This is a genomic window from Pseudomonas sp. GW822-FHT01E03 (assembly GCF_058802985.1).
On sequence record NZ_JBXAOQ010000010.1, the window covers coordinates 144314 to 164736 of the forward strand.

16 protein-coding genes are annotated in these 20423 nt (G+C 51.1%); 1 reads left to right on the forward strand and 15 read right to left on the reverse strand.

The window, feature by feature from the left end; all coding sequences use genetic code 11:
• Positions 1-32 precede the first annotated feature (32 nt).
• Positions 33-1802, forward strand: a complete 1770-nt coding sequence (locus tag AC1RP7_RS20555; protein WP_218494442.1) for a calcium-binding protein — start codon at positions 33-35, stop codon at positions 1800-1802.
• 83 nt (positions 1803-1885) lie between these two features.
• On the opposite strand, the gene AC1RP7_RS20560 is transcribed toward AC1RP7_RS20555, so the two are convergent.
• The 15 genes from AC1RP7_RS20560 to AC1RP7_RS20630 form a co-directional block, all read right to left on the reverse strand.
• Entirely contained in the window at positions 1886-2221 is a 336-nt protein-coding gene (locus tag AC1RP7_RS20560; RefSeq protein WP_218494441.1) for a ComEA family DNA-binding protein, read from the reverse strand.
• A gap of 112 nt (positions 2222-2333) precedes the next feature.
• The gene (locus AC1RP7_RS20565) at positions 2334-4328 is read right to left on the reverse strand and encodes a polysaccharide biosynthesis protein (protein ID WP_090457119.1); all 1995 of its coding nucleotides are present in this window, start codon (positions 4326-4328) and stop codon (positions 2334-2336) included.
• A gap of 103 nt (positions 4329-4431) precedes the next feature.
• The gene (locus tag AC1RP7_RS20570; RefSeq protein ID WP_340313571.1) at positions 4432-5457 is read right to left on the reverse strand and encodes an MraY family glycosyltransferase; all 1026 of its coding nucleotides are present in this window, start codon (positions 5455-5457) and stop codon (positions 4432-4434) included.
• A gap of 64 nt (positions 5458-5521) precedes the next feature.
• The gene (locus tag AC1RP7_RS20575; RefSeq protein ID WP_090457123.1) at positions 5522-6484 is read right to left on the reverse strand and encodes a UDP-glucose 4-epimerase family protein; all 963 of its coding nucleotides are present in this window, start codon (positions 6482-6484) and stop codon (positions 5522-5524) included.
• Between the two features lie 20 nt (positions 6485-6504).
• Positions 6505-7632 (reverse strand): non-hydrolyzing UDP-N-acetylglucosamine 2-epimerase, encoded by a 1128-nt coding sequence (gene wecB / locus AC1RP7_RS20580; protein WP_090457125.1) that lies wholly within the window; start codon positions 7630-7632, stop codon positions 6505-6507.
• Positions 7625-8635, reverse strand: coding sequence for a polysaccharide biosynthesis protein (locus AC1RP7_RS20585; protein ID WP_218494439.1), 1011 nt, complete (start codon positions 8633-8635; stop codon positions 7625-7627). Before AC1RP7_RS20585 ends, wecB begins: the two co-directional genes overlap by 8 nt.
• 33 nt (positions 8636-8668) lie before the next feature.
• The gene (locus AC1RP7_RS20590) at positions 8669-9526 is read right to left on the reverse strand and encodes a dTDP-4-dehydrorhamnose reductase family protein (RefSeq protein WP_218494438.1); all 858 of its coding nucleotides are present in this window, start codon (positions 9524-9526) and stop codon (positions 8669-8671) included.
• Positions 9523-10767, reverse strand: coding sequence for a glycosyltransferase family 4 protein (locus AC1RP7_RS20595; RefSeq protein ID WP_218494437.1), 1245 nt, complete (start codon positions 10765-10767; stop codon positions 9523-9525). The genes AC1RP7_RS20590 and AC1RP7_RS20595 overlap by 4 nt, the downstream gene beginning before the upstream one ends.
• Before the next feature lie 3 nt (positions 10768-10770).
• Positions 10771-11910: a glycosyltransferase family 4 protein gene (locus AC1RP7_RS20600; RefSeq protein ID WP_090457131.1), complete on the reverse strand. Its 1140-nt coding sequence runs from the start codon at positions 11908-11910 to the stop codon at positions 10771-10773.
• 24 nt (positions 11911-11934) lie between these two features.
• Complete coding sequence (gene asnB, locus AC1RP7_RS20605) at positions 11935-13860, reverse strand: asparagine synthase (glutamine-hydrolyzing) (protein WP_218494436.1); 1926 nt, start codon at positions 13858-13860, stop codon at positions 11935-11937.
• Positions 13861-13894: 34 nt separating this feature from the next.
• A complete protein-coding gene (locus AC1RP7_RS20610) occupies positions 13895-15079 on the reverse strand; it encodes a hypothetical protein (protein ID WP_218494435.1) in 1185 nt (394 codons plus the stop codon).
• Between the two features lie 142 nt (positions 15080-15221).
• Complete coding sequence (locus tag AC1RP7_RS20615; protein ID WP_493181056.1) at positions 15222-16445, reverse strand: oligosaccharide flippase family protein; 1224 nt, start codon at positions 16443-16445, stop codon at positions 15222-15224.
• Between the two features lie 5 nt (positions 16446-16450).
• Positions 16451-17500: an NAD-dependent epimerase/dehydratase family protein gene (locus tag AC1RP7_RS20620; RefSeq protein WP_218494433.1), complete on the reverse strand. Its 1050-nt coding sequence runs from the start codon at positions 17498-17500 to the stop codon at positions 16451-16453.
• 61 nt (positions 17501-17561) lie between these two features.
• Positions 17562-18839, reverse strand: coding sequence for a Vi polysaccharide biosynthesis UDP-N-acetylglucosamine C-6 dehydrogenase TviB (gene tviB / locus AC1RP7_RS20625; RefSeq protein ID WP_090457139.1), 1278 nt, complete (start codon positions 18837-18839; stop codon positions 17562-17564).
• 422 nt (positions 18840-19261) lie between these two features.
• The gene (locus tag AC1RP7_RS20630) at positions 19262-20302 is read right to left on the reverse strand and encodes an LPS O-antigen chain length determinant protein WzzB (protein ID WP_218494432.1); all 1041 of its coding nucleotides are present in this window, start codon (positions 20300-20302) and stop codon (positions 19262-19264) included.
• Positions 20303-20423 lie beyond the last annotated feature (121 nt).

A 20423-nucleotide genomic window follows, 5' to 3' on the forward strand; every position in this document is an offset into this window, starting at 1 on the left:
GGAGCGGCCACCCAATCAATATGGAGTCACTTTTGATCAATTATTTTTCTTTAATCGCCGATATCGTCCGGGAAGAAGCGGCTGCAACCGGCGCGTTGCTGCAAGACGTCGCCCGCGAATTATTGGCCACCAATACAACTCACTCGGATGGAGCCTGGTGGGCTGCCCACGGCAATGACCCTTTCTATACCGCCGAGCAAATTTACAAGACCGTCACAGGCGACCCGACTGCCGAACGCGCAGAACTTCTGTGCGGCAATATGGTTAACGTATTCAGTGGCCTCTGCGCGGAGCTAGGCCTGCAAAAGCGCACCATTTGGACGTATTCAGACTCCCAGGGATTCTTTCAGGGACATACGTACCTTGAAATTTTTAATACAACTACCGACAAATGGGAAATTCAGGACGCGGACTATAACGTCTATTACACCGACGTTCGAACGGGCGAGCGTGTTGGTGTCAAAGACATGATGAACGCAGACGACGTTGAATATTTCATCCCTAATAATGCAACTGAATCCGGATGGTCAGAGACAGGCGCAGAAGCCTTGCGCCTGGCTAATCTCTATGCAGCGCAAATTATTACTACGGAGCATAAACTCTATACCAGTAATGACAGCCTGAGCGATACCTTACTGGCCAGCATTGCCAATTCTCTGAGCGGAGTTTTTGACTATACGGTAGACAGCGGTGTCAACAAGCTGACCTCCACGCATTTTACCGATAGCAACGCCGTCACCAACAACGGGAGAGCCACGATCACTGGCACTTCGAGCGCTGACTTCATTTCATATGATGGCAGCTCACTCAGCCCGGTGTTCGCAACGCTCATCGGTGGAGCGGGCGATGACACACTCGCGCTACGTTTTTCCGGCGGCCAACTTTACGGTAATGAGGGCAATGACGTCCTGATTGGCGGGCAATTGGCAGATCTTCTGGTCGGCGGCACTGGTGATGACTACATGTCTGGCGGTTACGGTGCAGACCAGTACGCGTTTTCGAAGGGCGACGGCTTCAACGACACCATCGACAGTTTCGGCGTAGGTGCCGACCAACTGGTTTTCCTCGGCGTTAGCGGTACCGGCGGTTCAGGTCGTACGCAAATTTCGGAAAAAGAGTTCAACTTCAGGGTCGACCAGAAAGTGACCGCGGACGGCGTCTATCTTCGCTATGACACAGATGGCGACTCGCGTTTTGATGGCGGGATGTTGCTCGAAGGCCGTACGACACTGCTCACCGCCAAAGACGCTACATTTGTTTTCAACGCCGCCCCACTCAAAGACTTCAATACCACCACCGTCGCTGGCAACCCTGGCTCCGGGTACGCCGAAAAAATCTACGGTGGCAATGCGGCAGACAAAATCCTCTACACCGGTACGCTTGGCGCAGAACTGGCTGGCAGTACCAGTGGATTAAACAGCGGCAATGACATCATCCAGTCTCACTCGGATGCAAACTGCTCGCTGTACGGTCAGGATGGCAACGATGTGTTGGCTGGAGGAAACGGCAGCGACTTCATCGTCGGAGGCACCGGCAACGACCTGTTGACTGGCGGAAATGGGCGAGACGTTTTCGTGTTCAACGCAGGATCGGGCTCAGACACCATCCAGGACTTCAAACAAGGTGAAGACACCCTGTATATCTACGGCTGGACGGCTTCTACCAAGGCTGTGACGCAAACGCTGCAAGACAACGGGCTGGTTGTGACTTTCGACACCGCCGGCGATGGCGCTCACGGTGGCAATATCACGCTACTTGGCCAGACGACCTTGCTGAGCAATACCGACATGTTGTTTGCCTGAGTTCGGGTGATCAGCCCATCGGGCATTAGTTTCGCTAAAGAAAAAGGCCGATCAATGATCGGCCTTTGTCGTTGAATCACACCTCAGTTCACTTCGATCCTGTCGCGGTTTTTGTCCAGAATCGCCTTGCCGATACCTTTCACCTCCAGCAATTCGTCAACTGACGCAAACGCACCATTACTTTCACGATAAGCAACAATCGCTTTCGCTTTGGCCTCGCCCACCCCAGCCAGCTCACGTTGCAGTGTAGGTGCATCAGCACTATTGAGATCGACTTTGCCGGATTGTGCCTTGGCGACCACATCCTGCGCCAGAGGCGCATTCGTCACCTCAGGTGCCTTGGCAGGTGCGGCGATTGCCGTAAGAGAGGCGCTGGCGAGCAGGGCGAAAACCAGAGAGTAGAAACTGCTTGTACGCATTAGAGAAGCTCCATGCCATCGATTGAGAAAGCGGCTTTTCCGAAGCCGCTCTCCAAACTTAGGCGATGCTATTGAACTGTCAAAAATGTGTACGTTACCGGATATGAAAAAATCAGGGTTCCAGGCGGCGCTGCTGGTAGATCCAGTCAACGATCTCACCATCCGGGGTGTAGCCGCTGACAGTGTCACGCAACAGCTGGCGGACGCGCGTATAGTCGTCCTGGTCCACCGCAGCCAGCAACTCGCTCAACTTGCCCTTGAGCAAATCCCAGGACAGGTGATCCTCGTTGGCCGTCATGATCATCGGGTGCTGTGTGGCCGCCACGTTGTCACCAATCAGCAGCTCTTCATAAAGCTTCTCGCCCGGACGCAGCCCGGTGAACTCGATAGCGATGTCGCCATGCAGGTTTTTTTCCGAGCGTACGCTCAGGCCGGACAAATGGATCATCTTCTCGGCCAGTTCGACGATCCTCACCGGCTCGCCCATGTCCAGGACAAAGACATCACCGCCCTGTCCCATGGAGCCTGCCTGGATCACCAACTGTGCCGCTTCAGGGATGGTCATGAAGTATCGAGTGATCTTCGGATGCGTGACCGTCAGCGGACCGCCCGACTTGATCTGTTTGTGAAACAACGGAATGACCGAACCCGATGATCCCAGGACGTTACCAAACCGTACCATCGTGAAGCGCGTTTTGTTCACACGGGAAACATTGCTCGTATCACCGAACAACACCGGGGCCAACTCACGGCTCAGCGCTTGCAACGTCAACTCGGCAAGGCGCTTGGTGCTACCCATGACATTGGTTGGTCGCACGGCCTTGTCGGTGGAAATCAGGACAAAGTTGGCCACCCCTGCCTGGAGCGCGGCCTGGGCCGTATTGAGGGTGCCTATCACATTATTGAGCACGCCTTCGGCAATGTTGTGTTCGACCATGGGGACATGCTTGTAGGCCGCGGCGTGATACACCGTGTCTACTCGCCAGGTTTTCATGACATCCAATAACTTGTCCGGGTTACGAACCGACCCGAGTATCGGCAAAAGACGGATGGACAGCGACTCTCGAGCGATCCGCTGCTCCAGTTCGGACAAGATGGAATAAAGATTGAACTCACTGTGTTCGAACAGTAGAAGCGTTGTCGGGCGCAGCGTCAGAATTTGCCGGCAAAGCTCGGAGCCAATGGAGCCCCCGGCGCCCGTGACCAACACGGACTGCCCTGTGATGCAATGCTCGAGCAAATCAGCCTGGGCCGGGACGGCGTCACGCCCAAGCAGGTCTGCAATGTCTACTTCCTGGATATCATCGACCTTGACCCGGCCGCTGGCCAGGTCCATGAAACCCGGGACGCTGCGAACGTGTAACGGAAAGCCTTCGAGAAACCCGAGAATCTCGCGACGGCGTCCACGGTTGGACGAAGGAATGGCGAGGAGAATTTCCTGAGCGCCAGTGTTGTCGATCATCTGTTGGATGTGCTTGGGCGCGTACACCTGTAACCCGGAGATCACCCTGTCGGCGATTCCGCTATCGTCATCGATAAAAGCAACAGGCCGCATGACGCGCCCCATCCGCAATGCAGTAACGAGTTGATTACCCGCCGCCCCCGCGCCGTAGATGGCCACTTTCGGCAGTCCGTCATCCCGGCTGGTGAACGGGACGTGCTGAGCTGCACTGAACCAGTCGCCCATGAAATACTGACGCATGGCCAGGCGCAGTCCGCCGATCATGATCAGGCTCAACCACCAATAGTTGAAAATGATCGAACGAGGAACGACGTTTTGATGATTGCTGTACCAGTACACCACAACGCCAAGTATCAAGGACGATAGTGTCACTGCCTTGATAATGGCAATGAGCGCGTCATTTCCAAAGTAACGCATGACGGCACGGTACATGCCAAAGCGGACGAAAAGAGGAATGGCAATGACAGGTGCACTGACAAAAAGCCAGACGTGCTGAGTGAACGGGTTGACTAACTCATCCACCCCAAGGCGCACGACAAACGCCATCCACAGGGCACACCAGACCAACGAAATATCGGTCAGAACCTGCAGAATACGCTTATGTCGTCTTGGCAGACTTAACAACCTTGCCCGAATCTTATCCATAACCCCTCTAAACACCTTTCGAAGCTCCTAGCATTGATACAGTAACTACAGCTTTCGGTAACTCACTTGCCGATAAAGCAATACTCAAAAACCAATGCGTCCATCACGCCTTGCCAGCGATTTCCAACTCGCCTGCGTGAAACTTGAAAGCCAGCAACACCAGAGGCACGTAGGCCAGGACCAATCCAGCCATGCCATCGAGATACTGCATGACGACCAATATAGCCACTGGTACTAACCACAACAAATTGATCGCAGCGATTGCCAGCGTAACCGCCCGATGACTGCCATATTTTCGTGAAGCATACTGGTATCCATGGCTGCGATGGGCCTCATAAACCTTGTCCCCCCGCAACAGCCGACGAATGAGGGTAAAGGTGGCATCAACAATAAAGACGCCCAACAAAATGAGCCAGGCCCAGAGGAACAGTGGGTTCGTCCATGCCGCATAGAGCGACATCACCGCCAATATGATGCCCAGAAAACCACTGCCGGCATCGCCCATGAAGATTTTCGCCGGCGGAAAATTCCAGACAAGGAAACCCAAGACGGCCATCGCCAGTACAAGCGGAGCAATGGCGAGGCTGCTGTGGCCCGCGATCCAGTAAACCAGGCAAGCACCGACACAGGCGCAAATCGCCTCGACGCTGGCCAGACCATCAATACCATCCATGAAGTTGTAAAGATTGAGCATCCAGACCAGATAGAACGCTGCGATGACATAACCGAACCAGCCGAGACTGAACTCATGGCCGAACAGATTGATCGGCGCCATCCCCCCAATCCAGAACAATGCCCAGATGGCACCACCGAAATGCGCAAGCAGGCGCCAACGCGCGGCAATATGCCCATGGTCATCCAGAAAACCAACGATTGCGATCCAGCCACCTGCCCCCAGCAGAGCCAGCGCCATCGGCCAGGCCACGGCATCTGTCCAGGCCAGGACAGGCAACGCAATCAGAAAGCTCACGACAATAGCCACACCACCACCCCGAGGGGTCGGAACCGAATGTGAACTACGCGCATTAGGAATATCTATCAAGCTGCGTGCCAATGCGTATTTGCGCAATGCACCTGTGCCCAAGAATGAAACACCCACCACCAACGCCAACAGCCATATTGTGTTCAAAGGTCAACTTCCTGAAACAGCCAAAATCAATTCTGCAATTGAACCGGCACTGTCATAAGCCAGCTTAGCGCTGCCTTTCCTTGTAGTAGTTGGCAGCCGACACAAGCGCCTCATCGACGCTGACCGGAGGAGTCCAGCCCAGCAATTCCCGAGTTTTGCTTATATCGACCTGCAACGAGCCGCACAGTCGTTGGGACAAAGCCTGCTTGCCCAGTAGCTGTGCACCGCGCTCAAGCAACACGCTTGGCACAGGCAGCAAGCGTGCAGGTTTACCCAACGCCTGCGCCATCCGCGTCAACAATTGTGTCGTGGACAAATCCTCCCCATCACTGACGAGGAAGGTCTGATTGGCGGCAGCCGGATGACGGATGCAGGTGACGATCAAATCAGAAAGGTTTTCGAGCGCGACCAGGCTGCGCCGATTATGGATAGCCCCGAATGGCAAGGGAATGCCCTTGTCCAGCCAACGCATCATGTTCAGAAAGTTGGCTCTCACACCCGGACCGTAAACGAGCACCGGACGGATGATCACCACTTCCATCCCGCTGGCGGTCGCAATCTCGCGCAGCCCCTGCTCGGCCTCCATTTTCGAAATGCCATACGGATCGCCAGGCGCGGGGGTCGCATCAGCGAAGTACGGCTGATTGATCGGCGTACCTTCGCCATTGACCTTGATCGAACTGATGAACACAAAGCGACGAACACCCAACGCGGCTGCTTGCCGTGCGAGGCTAAGCGTGCCTTCGACATTCACCTTGCGAAACGCCTCCAGCGGATCGGATTCGGTGTCATTCATGACGTGAACGCGAGCCGCGCCATGAATGACAACCTCTACATGATCCAGCGCCTGCGACCAGTCGGTATCAGCACTAAGCCCGGCAGTTCGGACGGTAGTAACGCGCGAAGGACAGTCAGGCAAGGCGTGCCCACGAATGGCTGCCACTGGCTCCAGATCGTCAGAGGCCGCCAAGCGGCCCAATACCGCACGACCAACGAAGCCCGTTGCACCTGTCAATAAAACACGCATTTTTCAAACCTCGACGGCGCTCAGGATTTCGACCAGACAGTACGATTGATGTAGTCGGTGTAACTCAATACGACCCGAACTACCTGCTTCGACACAGGACCTGCCTGGTAATCCCTCACGACCGGGATAACGCGCTGGGTACGATCATGCTGGCTGGTTACAACACGTACGGCATCCAGAACGCCCTCCACTTTCAGGCCACTCATGATGAGAGTGCCTTCGTCCATCCCTTCTGGGCGCTCGTGCGCATTACGAATAGTAATGGCAGGCAAATTCAGAAGAGAGGCTTCCTCAGTGATGGTTCCACTGTCGGACAGCACGCAGAACGCCGACATCTGCAACTTGATGTAGTCGAGCAGACCGAATGGCTTCGAGAAGCGAATCAGTGGGTGGTCCAGCGATTCACCGATCGCTTCCAGGCGCTTGCGGGTACGAGGATGCGTGGAAACGATAATTGGATACTGGTACTTGTCGGCCAGGGCTCGCAGCGTTTTGAGCAGATCACGAAGGTTGTCCGGCGTATCGACGTTTTCTTCACGGTGAGCGCTGATGATGAAGAACTTGTCCTGCTCCAGGCCTTCTCGTGCGAGCACGTCGGAGGTGAGGATTTTCGGCATGTAATAGTCGAGCACCTCCTCCATGTGCGACCCGGTCTTGATGATGGTTTCAGGACGAATCCCTTCAGCAATCAGGTAGCGCCGGGCATGCTCGGTCAGGACCATGTTGATATCGCTCAGGTGATCGAGCACCTTGCGATTGAGTTCTTCAGGCACGCGCTGATCAAAGCAGCGGTTGCCGGCTTCCATGTGGAACACCGGAATCTTGCGGCGCTTGGCGGCGATGACGGCCAGACAGGTATTGGTATCGCCGTAGAGCAGAAGCGCATCAGGCTTTTCGGCCTCAAATACTTCATCCGCCTTGGAAATCACTTCGGCGATGGTCTTGGCTGCGGTATCGCCTGCAGCACCCAGGAAGTAATCAGGCTTGCGAATTTCAAGGTCATCGAAAAAAACCTGATTCAATTCGAAGTCGTAGTTTTGACCCGAGTGAACCAGTACATGATTAACCTGCTTATCAAGTTCGGCAATAACGCGGCTCATCTTGATAAGTTCTGGTCGCGTACCAACCAGCGTCATGACCTTAAGCATTAAGTTGCTCCTGAATGTATTCCAGATTCAACAGAACTTTCTTCACGCCTTCTACATCAAGACGCTCGGTGTTGTGGGAGGTGTAGTCGTCGAGATCGGAAATCTCCTGTTCGCCCTCAACAAAAAACTTCTTGTAGTTAAGGTCGCGATTGTCCGAAGGAATACGGTAGTAGCGCCCCATGTCTTCGGCCTTGGCCATTTCTTCACGGGAGATCAGCGACTCGTAAAGTTTTTCACCGTGGCGGGTACCGATGACCTTGACGGCATTGTCACGAGCGAACAGCTCCTTGAGCGCTTGCGCCAGGTCCGCCACTGTCGAGGCAGGTGCTTTCTGGACGAAAATATCGCCTTGCTCGGCGTGTTCGAACGCGTGCAGAACCAGGTCAACAGAATCCTCGAGCGACATCAGGAAGCGTGTCATGTTCGGGTCGGTGACGGTCAGCGGCTCACCGCTCTGCAGTTGATTGATGAACAACGGGATCACCGAACCACGGGATGCCATGACGTTACCGTAGCGGGTTGCGCAGATCACCGGACCTGTCGCCGGAATCATCCGCGATTTGGCAACCATCAGCTTTTCAGCCATGGCCTTGGAAATACCCATCGCATTGATCGGATAAACAGCCTTGTCGGTGCTGAGCACAACAACGCGCTGCACACCCGAAGCGATGGCCGCATTCAGAACGTTTTCGGTACCCATGACGTTGGTACGCACGGCTTCCATCGGGTAGAACTCGCAGGAAGGCACCTGCTTCAGGGCGGCGGCGTGGAAAATGTAATCCACCCCCACCATAGCCTGATCAAGGCTATCGCGATCACGAACGTCACCGATGTAGAACTTCACTTTGTCATTCGACAAAGCAATGCGCATATCTTCCTGCTTTTTCTCGTCACGGCTGAATACGCGAATCTCTTTTACGTCGGTATCCAGAAAACGCTTCAACACCGTATGGCCAAACGAGCCCGTACCGCCCGTGATCATCAAAACTTTATTATCGAACATAACGATCTTCCCAAACCTGATTGAATTTAATGATCAACGCAACGCGCGCATCGATTTAACCAATTCCAACCATGAAGGTGGAACGTAACCGGTCGCAGCCTGGAACTTCGAGGAGTCCAGTGAACGATCTATAGAAACTTGACTATCGGCGACGATATCGATTTGCTTTTCATAAACTTCAGCTACCAGTTTAAGAAGCGACAGCTTGTCGATCGGCGCCACCGACACATGATAAAGGCCATGGAGTTGCGGATTCGGGATCACGTAGTCGCGAATGACACGCGCGAGCTCTACGGTAGGAAGTCCCGAGAAAATGGCCTTCTCATAACCCTTGACCGGCCCGCTCTGGGACAGGAACCAGTCCACCAGTGAATACTGGCTCCCCAGTTCGTGACCAATGATCGAGGTCCGCAGGGTGACGGCATTCAGGTCCGTGTGAAGCTCACCGATGTACTTGGACTTACCGTAGAGATCCTCTGCATCGGAGATATCCTCCTCGGCGTACATGCCTTTACGGCCGGAAAATACGCAATCGGTGCTGATATGAATCAGGCGAGAACCGGACAACGCGCACAACTTGGCAATACGATGGGGCAACATGGCATTGATAGGGAGTGCGGAAAGCGGATCTTTGGCATCGGCCAATTGTTTGATGAGCCCGACGCAGTTGATGACGACATCCGGCTTGACCCGTGCCAGCACCGAAACCAGCGAGTCCTGGTCAAGCACGTCGACATTGCTGATCAACGAACTGTGCATGTCCTCAGAAAAGTATCTTGCGCCACCCGGATTGCGCAAAGTGCCCCACACCTCGTAGTGCGGGTTTCCATGGAATTGCCTGAACACTGTGCTACCCAGCATTCCGGTGACCCCTAACACGAGAACTTTCATTTTGAGCTACCTTTTAATTCATTGATCCTGCTACTGAGGATTTCGACCAGACGCTGACTTTGCCGCTCCATTTCGAAATGCTCGAGGTAGTAAGCCCGACCTGCCTGCCCCAACGATTCCCGCTCATCCGAAGTCATGCGAAAAAGTTGCTCAATGCAGTTGGCCATACCTTCGGCGTCTTGCGCTGCAGTGGTCAGACCGGCTCCCGCCTCTTGAATGACGCGCGCGCCCTCCCCGTCCAGCGCGGCGATAATCGGCCTCCCCGCAGCCAGGTAAGCCTGAACTTTACTAGGGATGGTATAGGAGAACGCCTCATCCTGCTTCAACGTCACCAATAATCCCTCGGCGCGACTGAAAAAATGTGGCATTTCAGTGGCCGAAAAGCGTCCGGCGAGAACAAGGTTGTCCAGACCTCGGGATTTCTTCTGGGTTTCGATCCAGTTCGACATACTGCCACTGCCGACCAATACAATCCTGAGTTCCGACAAATGGCGAAGTTTGTCAGCTACCTCAACGAGGGTTTCGACCGACTGCGCGGTCCCCAGGTTTCCGGCAAAAACCAGACAGAAATGGTTGTCGAGCTCCGCGAGCAAGGGTGCGGGAATCCGGGTCTCTTCGACACTCGCAGGTACATCCTGATACGAGTTTGGGTAATACACGACCTTGCCAGGATTGGCGTAACGGGCGACCGGCTCTCGAAATGCCCTCGACTGAACAAGAAGCGTATCGACGAAGGCGTAAATACCTTTCACCAGCCAGCCCACAACGCGCAATATTGCTTTGTTCTTGATGAACCCGGTCGCACTCAAGCTCTCCGGCCAGAGATCCTGAACCCATACGACCAGATGACTCTTGAGTTTCCACTTCAAGTAAATCGCCGGGATTACCGATGTAATCGGAGATGGCGCAAATACAAAAATCGCATCATAAGCCTCCCCTTTCACTGCACGCGGGTAGTACTTCAAGCCATTCAGGATGAATGACAAATAGTTCAATACGAGGTTTTTTGCACCCGAAGTACCACGAGGTCTAAGAGGTGCACGAAAAACACTGACCGAGGACTCGAATTTTTCTTCCTGGGCCCCGGAAGCACTATAGCCGCTAAAGACGACGCCATCCGGGTAGTTGGGCTTTCCGGTAAGGACTTTTACGACGTGGCCTTGAGCAGATAAAGTTTTGACCAAATCATTGACGATAAAAGACTCTGGCCAAAAATATTGCGACACCACAAGAACCTTCATTTATCAAACACCTTTTTTCGGGCACACGGCCAGCGCCAACAACTCTGACCATGTTTTTCTTGAGGTATTTTCCCAGTCAAACTTATCGCTCTGCGTCACGGCCGCAACGGACAGTTTCTTCAAAAGATCCGGACTCGTTAAGGCCTCGGACAGAACGCGGCCTATATCTTTTGGGTCAAACGGAGAAAAATACAGAGCTGCATCTGCTCCGAATTCCGGCATCGGCATTACGTTCGAGCATATCATCGGCCGGCCAGAAGCAAGCGCTTCGAGCAGAATATTAGGGCAGTTCTCGCACGATGAAGCAAAGAGATTCAGATAAGCGTGATGATAAAGAGGAGGAAGACTCTGATAGGGAATAGCCCCCAGCAACAGCACTTGCGCTTCGAGGCCTAGCGTTGCAATCAGAGACTTTACCCGCTCGGCTTCCGGCAGGTTTACTTCGCCGACAAGAACCAAGGGGAATTTCTCACGAAGTTCAGTTGGCAAATTTGCATAAGCACTGACCACTTCATAATGATGTTTGTATACATCAAATCTCGACACGTATAAAACATATTCACCCGCGGGCAAAAACTCCGGCCGAGGAACGACAGCATCACCGTGAGTCCGAAATACAGAGCCAATTCCGTGAGGAATCGTAACAGCATTCTTAATCTTGGTTAGTGATTCAATGACACTACGTGCGTAATTGGAAATAAATATCGTCAAATCAGCATCGCGCATGCTCTTGAGCATAATACGATTCAGTAACCAGTTTCTCAGACGCTGCAACCCGAGCGGAATGCTTTTGCGTACTCGCAAGTCAAATGGAATCATGTTCCGAAACATCGTCGCAACTTTGCAACCTGCAGGTGCAGAGGTGCCCACTACGCCACCGGGACAAAACAGGACGTCAGCCTTCTCGGCCTTCAAAATACCGGGCAACACCCACCGCTCCCATACTGCTCTCACAATCGGATTTTCAGTGGGCCAGGCTGGTTCGACCCGCCTGATCCTCGGGTGATCCGGCAGCTTGAGTGACGCCGGAGCGAAAACCAGAATTTCAAGATCCGCATTGTCAGGTACGAACTGAAAAAGATTAATCAGATATGTCTGACCACCACCAAGACGGGCAGAGAGCGCATTGAAAACTATCTTCATGGAAAACCTTTTGCCCAATCTAAATTAGTGGTTATTTTTATCGAGCCAGGATTGGAACATTAGAATATTCCACAAATGAAGACTCCGATCGTATGTTCCATTCTGATGCTGGAGCCATGCCGAGCGAATTTTCTGACAATCGAAGTAGCCCTCTCTCTTCAGTCGCTCCTCCGTTAACAACTCCTCCGCCCATTCTTTCAGCGGCCCACGCAACCATTGCGCCAGTGGAATAGAGAAGCCCGCCTTAGGCCTATCGAAGAATGAAGTCGGTACGTATCGCTTAAGAAGCTCGCGAAGCGGCCATTTTCCCACGCCATTTTTTATCAGTTGGTCTGACGAAAGGGAAAACGCGAGTTCTGCAACTCGATGATCAAGCAATGGAGCGCGGGTTTCCAGGCTTGCGCTCATCGCGCCGCGGTCCACTTTAACCAGCAAATCATCAGGCAAATACTGAGAGACGTCCCAGCGACGCATTTCCTCGACGTAATCAACTGCCGACTCCCAGGAAGCAACGCCTTGATGTTGAGCATCGATACCCAGGACCACATTGTCGGTCGACTGCCACTGAGACATCAATCCGGTATACATCTGCGCCAGATTTTCAGAGCCCAACAACTCGGACATTCTGTAGATACGCCGACCATTAACCTTGGCTCGAAGGCTGCCAGGCAAAATCGAACAGACGTTGTCCCAACCTTTGGACGAAAGCGAGCGAAGTGAATAGGCCATGATCTGGCGTGCAGGCAGCGGCAGCTTTTCTATGCGCGCCCATAGTCCCGCGGTAATCTGATAGCGAGGATATCCGGCAAAAAGCTCATCTCCACCGTCACCGGACAAGGCTACGGATACATGCTGCTTTGTCATCCTGGAGACCAGGATTGTCGGGATTTGAGAGGAGTCAGCAAAAGGCTCGTCGTATATTTCCGGTAAGTGCGGAATTATAGAAACAGCATCGTCAGCGCCCAGATAAAATTCGGTGTGGTTAGTCCCCAAGTGCTTAGCAATAGCTTTAGCGTAAGGAGCCTCATCAAATTCAGGTTCGTTAAAGCCGATCGTGTAAGTGTTGATGCTGGTAGAGCTTTGCGACTGCATCAACGAAACTATCAAGCTTGAATCGACGCCGCCCGACAAAAAAGCCCCAAGTGGAACATCGGCGATCATCTGCGACTTTACAGCAGCAGACAATCTTTCACCGACAACGTCTACAACTTCCTTATCGCTGGCCTGCGACAGTTCGTCTCTTAATTCGCCAGCCGCCGGTAGCGTCCAGTAGGAAACGGGCTCTGGCGCACTGGAAAACGAACCAACACTAAAATAATGCGCTGGCTGCAACTTTTTTATGCCTTCGTAGATAGATTCCGGAGCCGGAACATAGCCATACCTTACAAACTTCGCCAGTGCATGACGATCAATTCTCAAATCACTGCCAAATGCCGCCTTGATTGCCTTCAATTCAGAGGAGAAGACAAAACGGTCGCCCACAATACCGTAATAGAGTGGTTTCTCCCCCATTCTGTCTCGCGCCAGGGTCATCGTTTTGGAAACTTTATCCCAGACAGCAAAGGCAAACATGCCTACCAGGTTTTCAAGGGTTTTCTGTACCCCCCACGCGCCGATTGCGGCCAACAACACTTCTGTATCAGAGTGCCCACGCCAAACACGTGCCAAACCTGACTCAATCAGCTTTTCGCGCAGCTCATTGAAGTTATATATTTCACCATTAAAAACAATAACAAAGCGTTCGTCATCGGAAATCATCGGCTGGCTTCCATGTACCGACAACTCCAGGATCGAAAGCCGTCGGTGTCCCAGCGAGACCCCACTATCGGCATCTGACCAAACTGCTCCATCGTCGGGACCGCGATGCATCAGCGCATCCACCATTTTGCCAACGGCAACGGCGTTTTGCTGATTCAACTTCCACCCGACAACTCCCGCAATTCCGCACATACCTATTCTCTCAATCCAGTAAAAGTATTTAAGCTCACTTCAAAACCCGAACGAGCTTCATAGTGAGGAATAATCCTAATGCCATCACATAAAAAACCAATGAGTTCAGCAAGTATATTTCGCCATACCAAACCCAGTGCATAACCGTTGCGGCACAAAGCATATATAAGAAAATTCGCAAAAAATCATCCTCGCGGCAGCTCGAGTCGATCAACCGCAAGAAACAGACACTGATGAATCCATTCATGAAAACACCAAACAATCCGAAATTCTCAAAAGCCACACCAGCAACGTGAATTCCACCGAGCCCGGTAATGTAATACCAGAGGGCCGGATTATCCACCACAATGGGCTTTTCCATGCCGAAAGCTGAATAGAAAGGCGATGGTGCCAGCGAAAGAAACATGTCGAGATAGGTCTGACCGTAGCGTAGGTGCTCCCCATCCCAGAAATTGGTTAACTGCTGAACAAGCGGTAAAATTATCGCATTCCAGGAGTTAAACAAAAAATACTGCGTAATGTTGTCCGCCGTTAAGTCCACGTCCATTCGGCCCATTGAAACAACAACACCACTGACGAGCAGAAGGACCATGAACGCAGCAACAAACAACAGAGCTTTAAACTTGATAAATTGATTATAGCGAAACATCAACCCAAGAATGGCAGCAACAACCAGTACAACAAAGTCCCGATCCCCTGTCATAGCGTTGGCAACACAATAAGAGATCACCAGGGTGACAGACACCATAAACATCAATCTGGATGGGTAGGACAATGCCAAAGCAACGATCGCAATGATGGAAAAAACCACCACTGACTCGACACCCGCGAACATTTCAAGCATCGCGTCCGGCTTTACAAGCCTGAAGCTAATGAAAAAGGCGGACAGCGCAAGGAAAATCCCGCCGGCTAATTTGAAGTCCAGCGGGGAAAAAAAAGTTTCTCGGTGCGAGTGCAAACTTCTGGGCGGCACCAAAAATGACAGTAGATAGGCAATGAGTCCGCCAGCGACACCAAGGAACCAGACGAGCGAAAGTCGGAATACCAACAAATCATCCAGATAAAAATCATAGTCCCCAATTGGCCAAAGCGTAACGGTGTTACCCCACAGACAACTCACAAGACCAAGGAAAGGCACCGAATAACAAACGGCATACAACGCAACCAGGTATTTTTTGGATATCAGACACAGAACGCATTGCGTGAGCAAAATAAGCAAGCACGTCGAAACCAATAATATAACCATTAACCCTGACCAACAAAAACAAAGCAACTGAACCGTAAACCAGACTCAATACTGGCCCCAACATCACTTTCAGCCATGGGCGCTGTACAAACACAACTCACACCCAAAATGCTTATCATAGCACCAACTTACGGCCACCCAGGACCGCCAGTACAGTAAGTTGAGTTGCTAGCGCCAACACAAAGGACCTGAAAAGATCGACTGCCAACATATCACCTTTGAAACCTGCGACTACCGTTAACAACAGATAAACAAACGCATAAAAGCAACTACCAAGAAAAACAACCCTGGTCATATTTTTGCTATGCAATATTTGAGTAACGATTGTAGTCGTAAGCCCTATACCACCCGCCAACACTGCGTAAGTCAGAAGATCATTTTTGCTGCAAAAGCTACTACCGAGCAAACATAACCAATAACTCTGTGTCAAAACCAAAAACAGAGGTAAACAAACTGAAATTGACAACCCGAGCATCAAGTACAATTTGCTGGCACTATTCCCGCGCCCTGCCAGTTTTACAATGGCATAGGATGTAAGCGAGCTTGGCAGCACAGTCACCAAAATATAAAATAGAAAAAACAGATTAAAGTAGCCAACCTCAGACACATTCAAGCTTGAGTTGGCAAATATCATCAGGCAAACAATATGGACAGGAGCCCCGAGAAGCATACTACCGGCGACGGTCGGAGCCCCTGAAAGTGAAAGCAATGCCATCATTTGTCGAAAAGAGGAAGTCTCTCGTCCCTTCCGCTGCTCATGACTGAACTTATTTTTCCGTATGGTAAAAAAGCCAAATGCGGGAGCGATTAGCGTACAAATTGCGAGGGTTAGAATGACACCCTCTATTTCTCCTCCAATCTTCGCAATGGAAACTACCAGCAGTAATCCAAGCAGACCATGAACCGCCAGTGCAGCAGCCCATTTCCCTGAAGTATTAAGGGAGAACATAAGACCGGTTATAGTCAAATTGCAAACACAAGCGAAACCTAGAAAGAATGCTCCGATCAGCAAGTAACCAGGATTCATTTCGTACGAGGAAGCAGGCGCCGGAAAAACCAAAAACACGATGACACAGAGAGCACCTACAACGATGCCACCCCATGACATGAGCCCCAAGGAAGTCCTGTAATTTACTTTTTCGGTATTAAAGACCGCGTAGCGGCTCAACGCCACACTCAAGCACTCTCCTACCACCGTCGCGATGCCTGTTACGATCGCATAGTGGTAAGAGAATACGCCGTACAGCTCAACGCCTAAAATTCGCGCCAAACTAAACAACAAAACAAACATACAAAGTTTGTTTGCAAGAACAGTGATTGCGCAGATCTCTTTAATCACTGATTTTAACTTCTTGCAAAGAACGAGACATACCAATCTGCAGCTTTCAACATACCTTCACCAACATTGAAAAGCGGCTTGTAGCCCAACAGATTCTTTGCCTTATCAATATTTGCCTGAGAGTGCCTTACGTCGCCCGCACGAAAATCCCGATAGACCATATCCGAGGTAGACGTGACATCAACGCGAGCCAAAGCATCCTTGATACAGGCAAAAACCTGATTCAATGTTGTCCTGTCACCGACGGCGACGTTGTAAACGTTATTCTTGGCTTCCGGGCTGGCACAGGCAGCCAGTATATTGGCCTGGACTGCGTTTTCTACAAAACAAAAGTCCCGACTGGTTTCACCATCACCATTCACGAAAACTTCTTCGTTATTGATCATGGCCGCTGTCCACTTAGGAATCACGGCAGCATAAGCGCCATTTGGATCCTGACGCTTGCCAAAGACGTTAAAATAGCGAAGCCCAATGGTATTGAAACCGTATGTACTGGAAAAAACCTCAGCATACAATTCGTTTACATATTTCGTGACCGCATAAGGGGAAAGCGGCTTACCAATCACACCTTCAACCTTAGGCAGCCCGGGATGGTCCCCATAGGTAGAACTGGACGCGGCATAAGTAAAACTTTTTACTTTCGCATCCTTCGCCGCAACCAACATGTTCAAAAAACCGTCGATATTGGTGCTGTTCGTTGTAATAGGGTCATTGATGGAGCGAGGAACAGAGCCTAATGCAGCCTGATGCAAAACGAAGTCCACTGGAATATCAGTGGCCGCTGGAAAGATCATCGCACTTCTGCAATCGTCAATGTTTCTGATATCACCTTTTACCAGTGCGAACCGCGCCCATTGCTCAGGACTCACTACCGATTGCACTTCATCGAGATTACGCTGGTGCCCTGTTGCAAAGTTATCGAGACCTACAACCCGCTGATCTAATTGCAGCAATGTCTCCAATAAATTGGAGCCAATAAATCCGGCCACCCCCGTCACCAGCCAAACCTTTGGGGATTGTTGAATCTCAGCTTTAACTTCTTCGAAACGGATCATGTAGTTCTCGACTTGGTTTTTTCCGGCGGTAACGAATCAGGGTCATTACTGACCCTGAGATTCAGAGACGCAGATCTGATTGAGAGGCATCCAGCAGGTACTTAAGGTCATAGAGAACGTGCTCTGCCTTACCCAGGCTCCGAATCTGCTCAGCCCCCATCGCAGAGAATTCATTATGTGCGACAGCCAGAATGATACCGTCGTAAGAATTAACCTGTGGCTGGCCGATAGGAGTGATTGAATACTCGTGCATTGCTTCCGCCGCATCAACCCACGGGTCATAAACATCAACAACAATATTGAACTCAGCGAGTTCATTCACAATATCGATGATTTTAGTGTTACGCAGATCCGGGCAGTTTTCTTTGAACGTCAGCCCCATGATCAGGACGCGAGCACCGTCAACATGAATTTTACGTTTCAGCATCGCCTTGACAAGTTGAGAGACTACATAGGCTCCCATGCTGTCATTCAAACGACGACCCGCTAAAATGATCTCGGGATGATAACCAATGGACTGTGCTTTGTGAGTCAGGTAATAGGGATCTACACCGATGCAGTGACCACCCACCAGTCCTGGGCGGAATGGCAAGAAGTTCCACTTCGTCCCCGCTGCTTCCAGAACCGCCTGAGTATCGATACCCATCTTATTAAAAATAAGTGCCAACTCATTGATCAGGGCAATGTTCAAGTCGCGCTGCGTGTTCTCAATAACCTTTGCCGCTTCGGCAACCTTGATGCTCTTGGCTTTATGAGTTCCGGCGATAATGATTGTGTTATACAAAGCATCGACCAGATCAGCAACCTCTGGAGTGGAACCGGCGGTTACTTTTTTAATGGTAGTAACACGATGCTCTTTATCACCAGGATTGATCCGCTCTGGGCTATAACCTGCATAAAAATCAACATTGAACTTAAGCCCGGATACTTTCTCCAGCACTGGAACACAATCTTCCTCAGTAGCACCAGGATAGACCGTTGACTCGTAAATAACGATATCGCCCTTTTTCAAAACACGACCAATCGACTCACTTGCCTTAATCAAAGGAGTCAGATCCGGCCTCTTATGCTCATCAATCGGGGTTGGAACGGTAACAATAAATATATTGCACGCAGACAATTCTTCCAGCACAGAGCTAAAACTTAAACCCGATGCGGAGCGTAATTCACAATCGGACACTTCAAGAGTAGCGTCATGACCGGCCTTTAGCGCTTCGATTCGACGCTGGCTGATATCAAATCCGACCACTTGCATTTTTTTGCCAAACTCAACCGCCAGCGGCAAGCCCACATAACCGAGACCCACTATGGCCAACTTTACATCTTCGAGTTTAAGCATTGTTTTCCCTTGCCATTCATCATTATTAAGTCGATCGTAAAAAAGCGCGCCAAACCTTGCGCCTTAGAAACAAAAATCACGGCTGCCTAAGTCAGAAATTATACCGAAAGCGCCTAACGGAGCCATAACAATTTTCAGAAAGCCAAGGAGGAACCCGGACGTTCCCCCTTCCGCTTGTGCATGCTTTGAGAACCACCGCTGCAAGGCAAGCCGTCGCAACGCAACAGCCAATTTTCGAGCGCGACCTGCTTATCACGATGCCGGGCATATACTCAACCCCGCATCAGAAAAAACGTGCAAAATCCGACAAAAAGGAGGTCCTGACCAACCGGACAGACAACTCACGTTTAACCCAAAGGTAGAACCGCCCCTCCTTGGGCGATGTACCACTTATGCACAGCAGTCAAAGAATTGAAATACAGCTATTCCGGTTTTACTGCAAAGAACCCACGAAGCAATACGAAAGCAACGCCGGCGATCAAACCTGCAACAACACCCAATATAAGGACCAGCGTCTTGTTAGGTTTCACTGGATTGTCTGGCAACTCCACTGCCCCATCTTGCCGATAAACAGAAACCGACACTGGATCTGTTTTCAACCCCTTAAAGAAATAGTATTGATCCTGAAGATCACGCAAATGCTCCGTAAAGGGGTCATCGGACTTGCGAGCCTGTAAACTTTCAATTTCCGCTTTTAGGGCTTTCGAGCCACGCATGTACGTAAGCTGCCCTGCCTCCCCACCCGCAATAACCGATTGACTCACCGTGATCGAAGGCGGCTTCTCCAGACCGATTGACTCGGCGATCCTCAGCGCCTCACTCAACCTAGCGATCGAATCTTCTTTGGCCTTGCTGCTTTTTTCCCTGGCGGAACTTATTTGCTGCTCCAGATTACGAGCCCGAACCTCAGACTCAATTGAAACGTTCTTGATCATTTCGCTTTTGGCCAACTCACCCGCCTGAGCAACATATGCAGCAACCCACTCTTTGGCCTTCTGGGGATCGGTAGCCTGCACGACAACCGAATACCTGTCAGAGGTCTCCCTAAGTGGCGGAACCACACGCAACACACGAGAGAACGTCGAGTACAGGACATCCCTGGACTTTTTCCGCTCATCCGAAGACAAACTCGGCAAATAAGTCTTGCTAAAAAAATCTAGACGGAGCGACTCCGCTTGCAAATATCGTGTGTAGATTTCATAGACATCCTTAACAGTGTAAGGAACCAACTCTGACTCTTTCATCCGACCATAATTAAAGTTGGATATATCATTCTGAGACGGCGGTATCACAAAAGCCTTCGCCTCATAAACGGGAGCAACAAGGAAAGCATAGCTCGCCGCGAGAGCAGCACCTAATAAAGTAAAAACGATGACAACAAGTTTTTGCCGAAAAATCGCACGAACAAAATTCTGAAACTCAAAATATTCTAAATCACTATCTTTTTTTGAATCGACACGCATATTTTGTTAGCCTTTTTTTACTTAAGCGGTCACTTTAATTGCACAGACTAAACCACTTGAGAACCATCAACGCAAACCAAGCAAACAAAGGGGAAACTCCCCCCTTATCTACTCTCGCAAT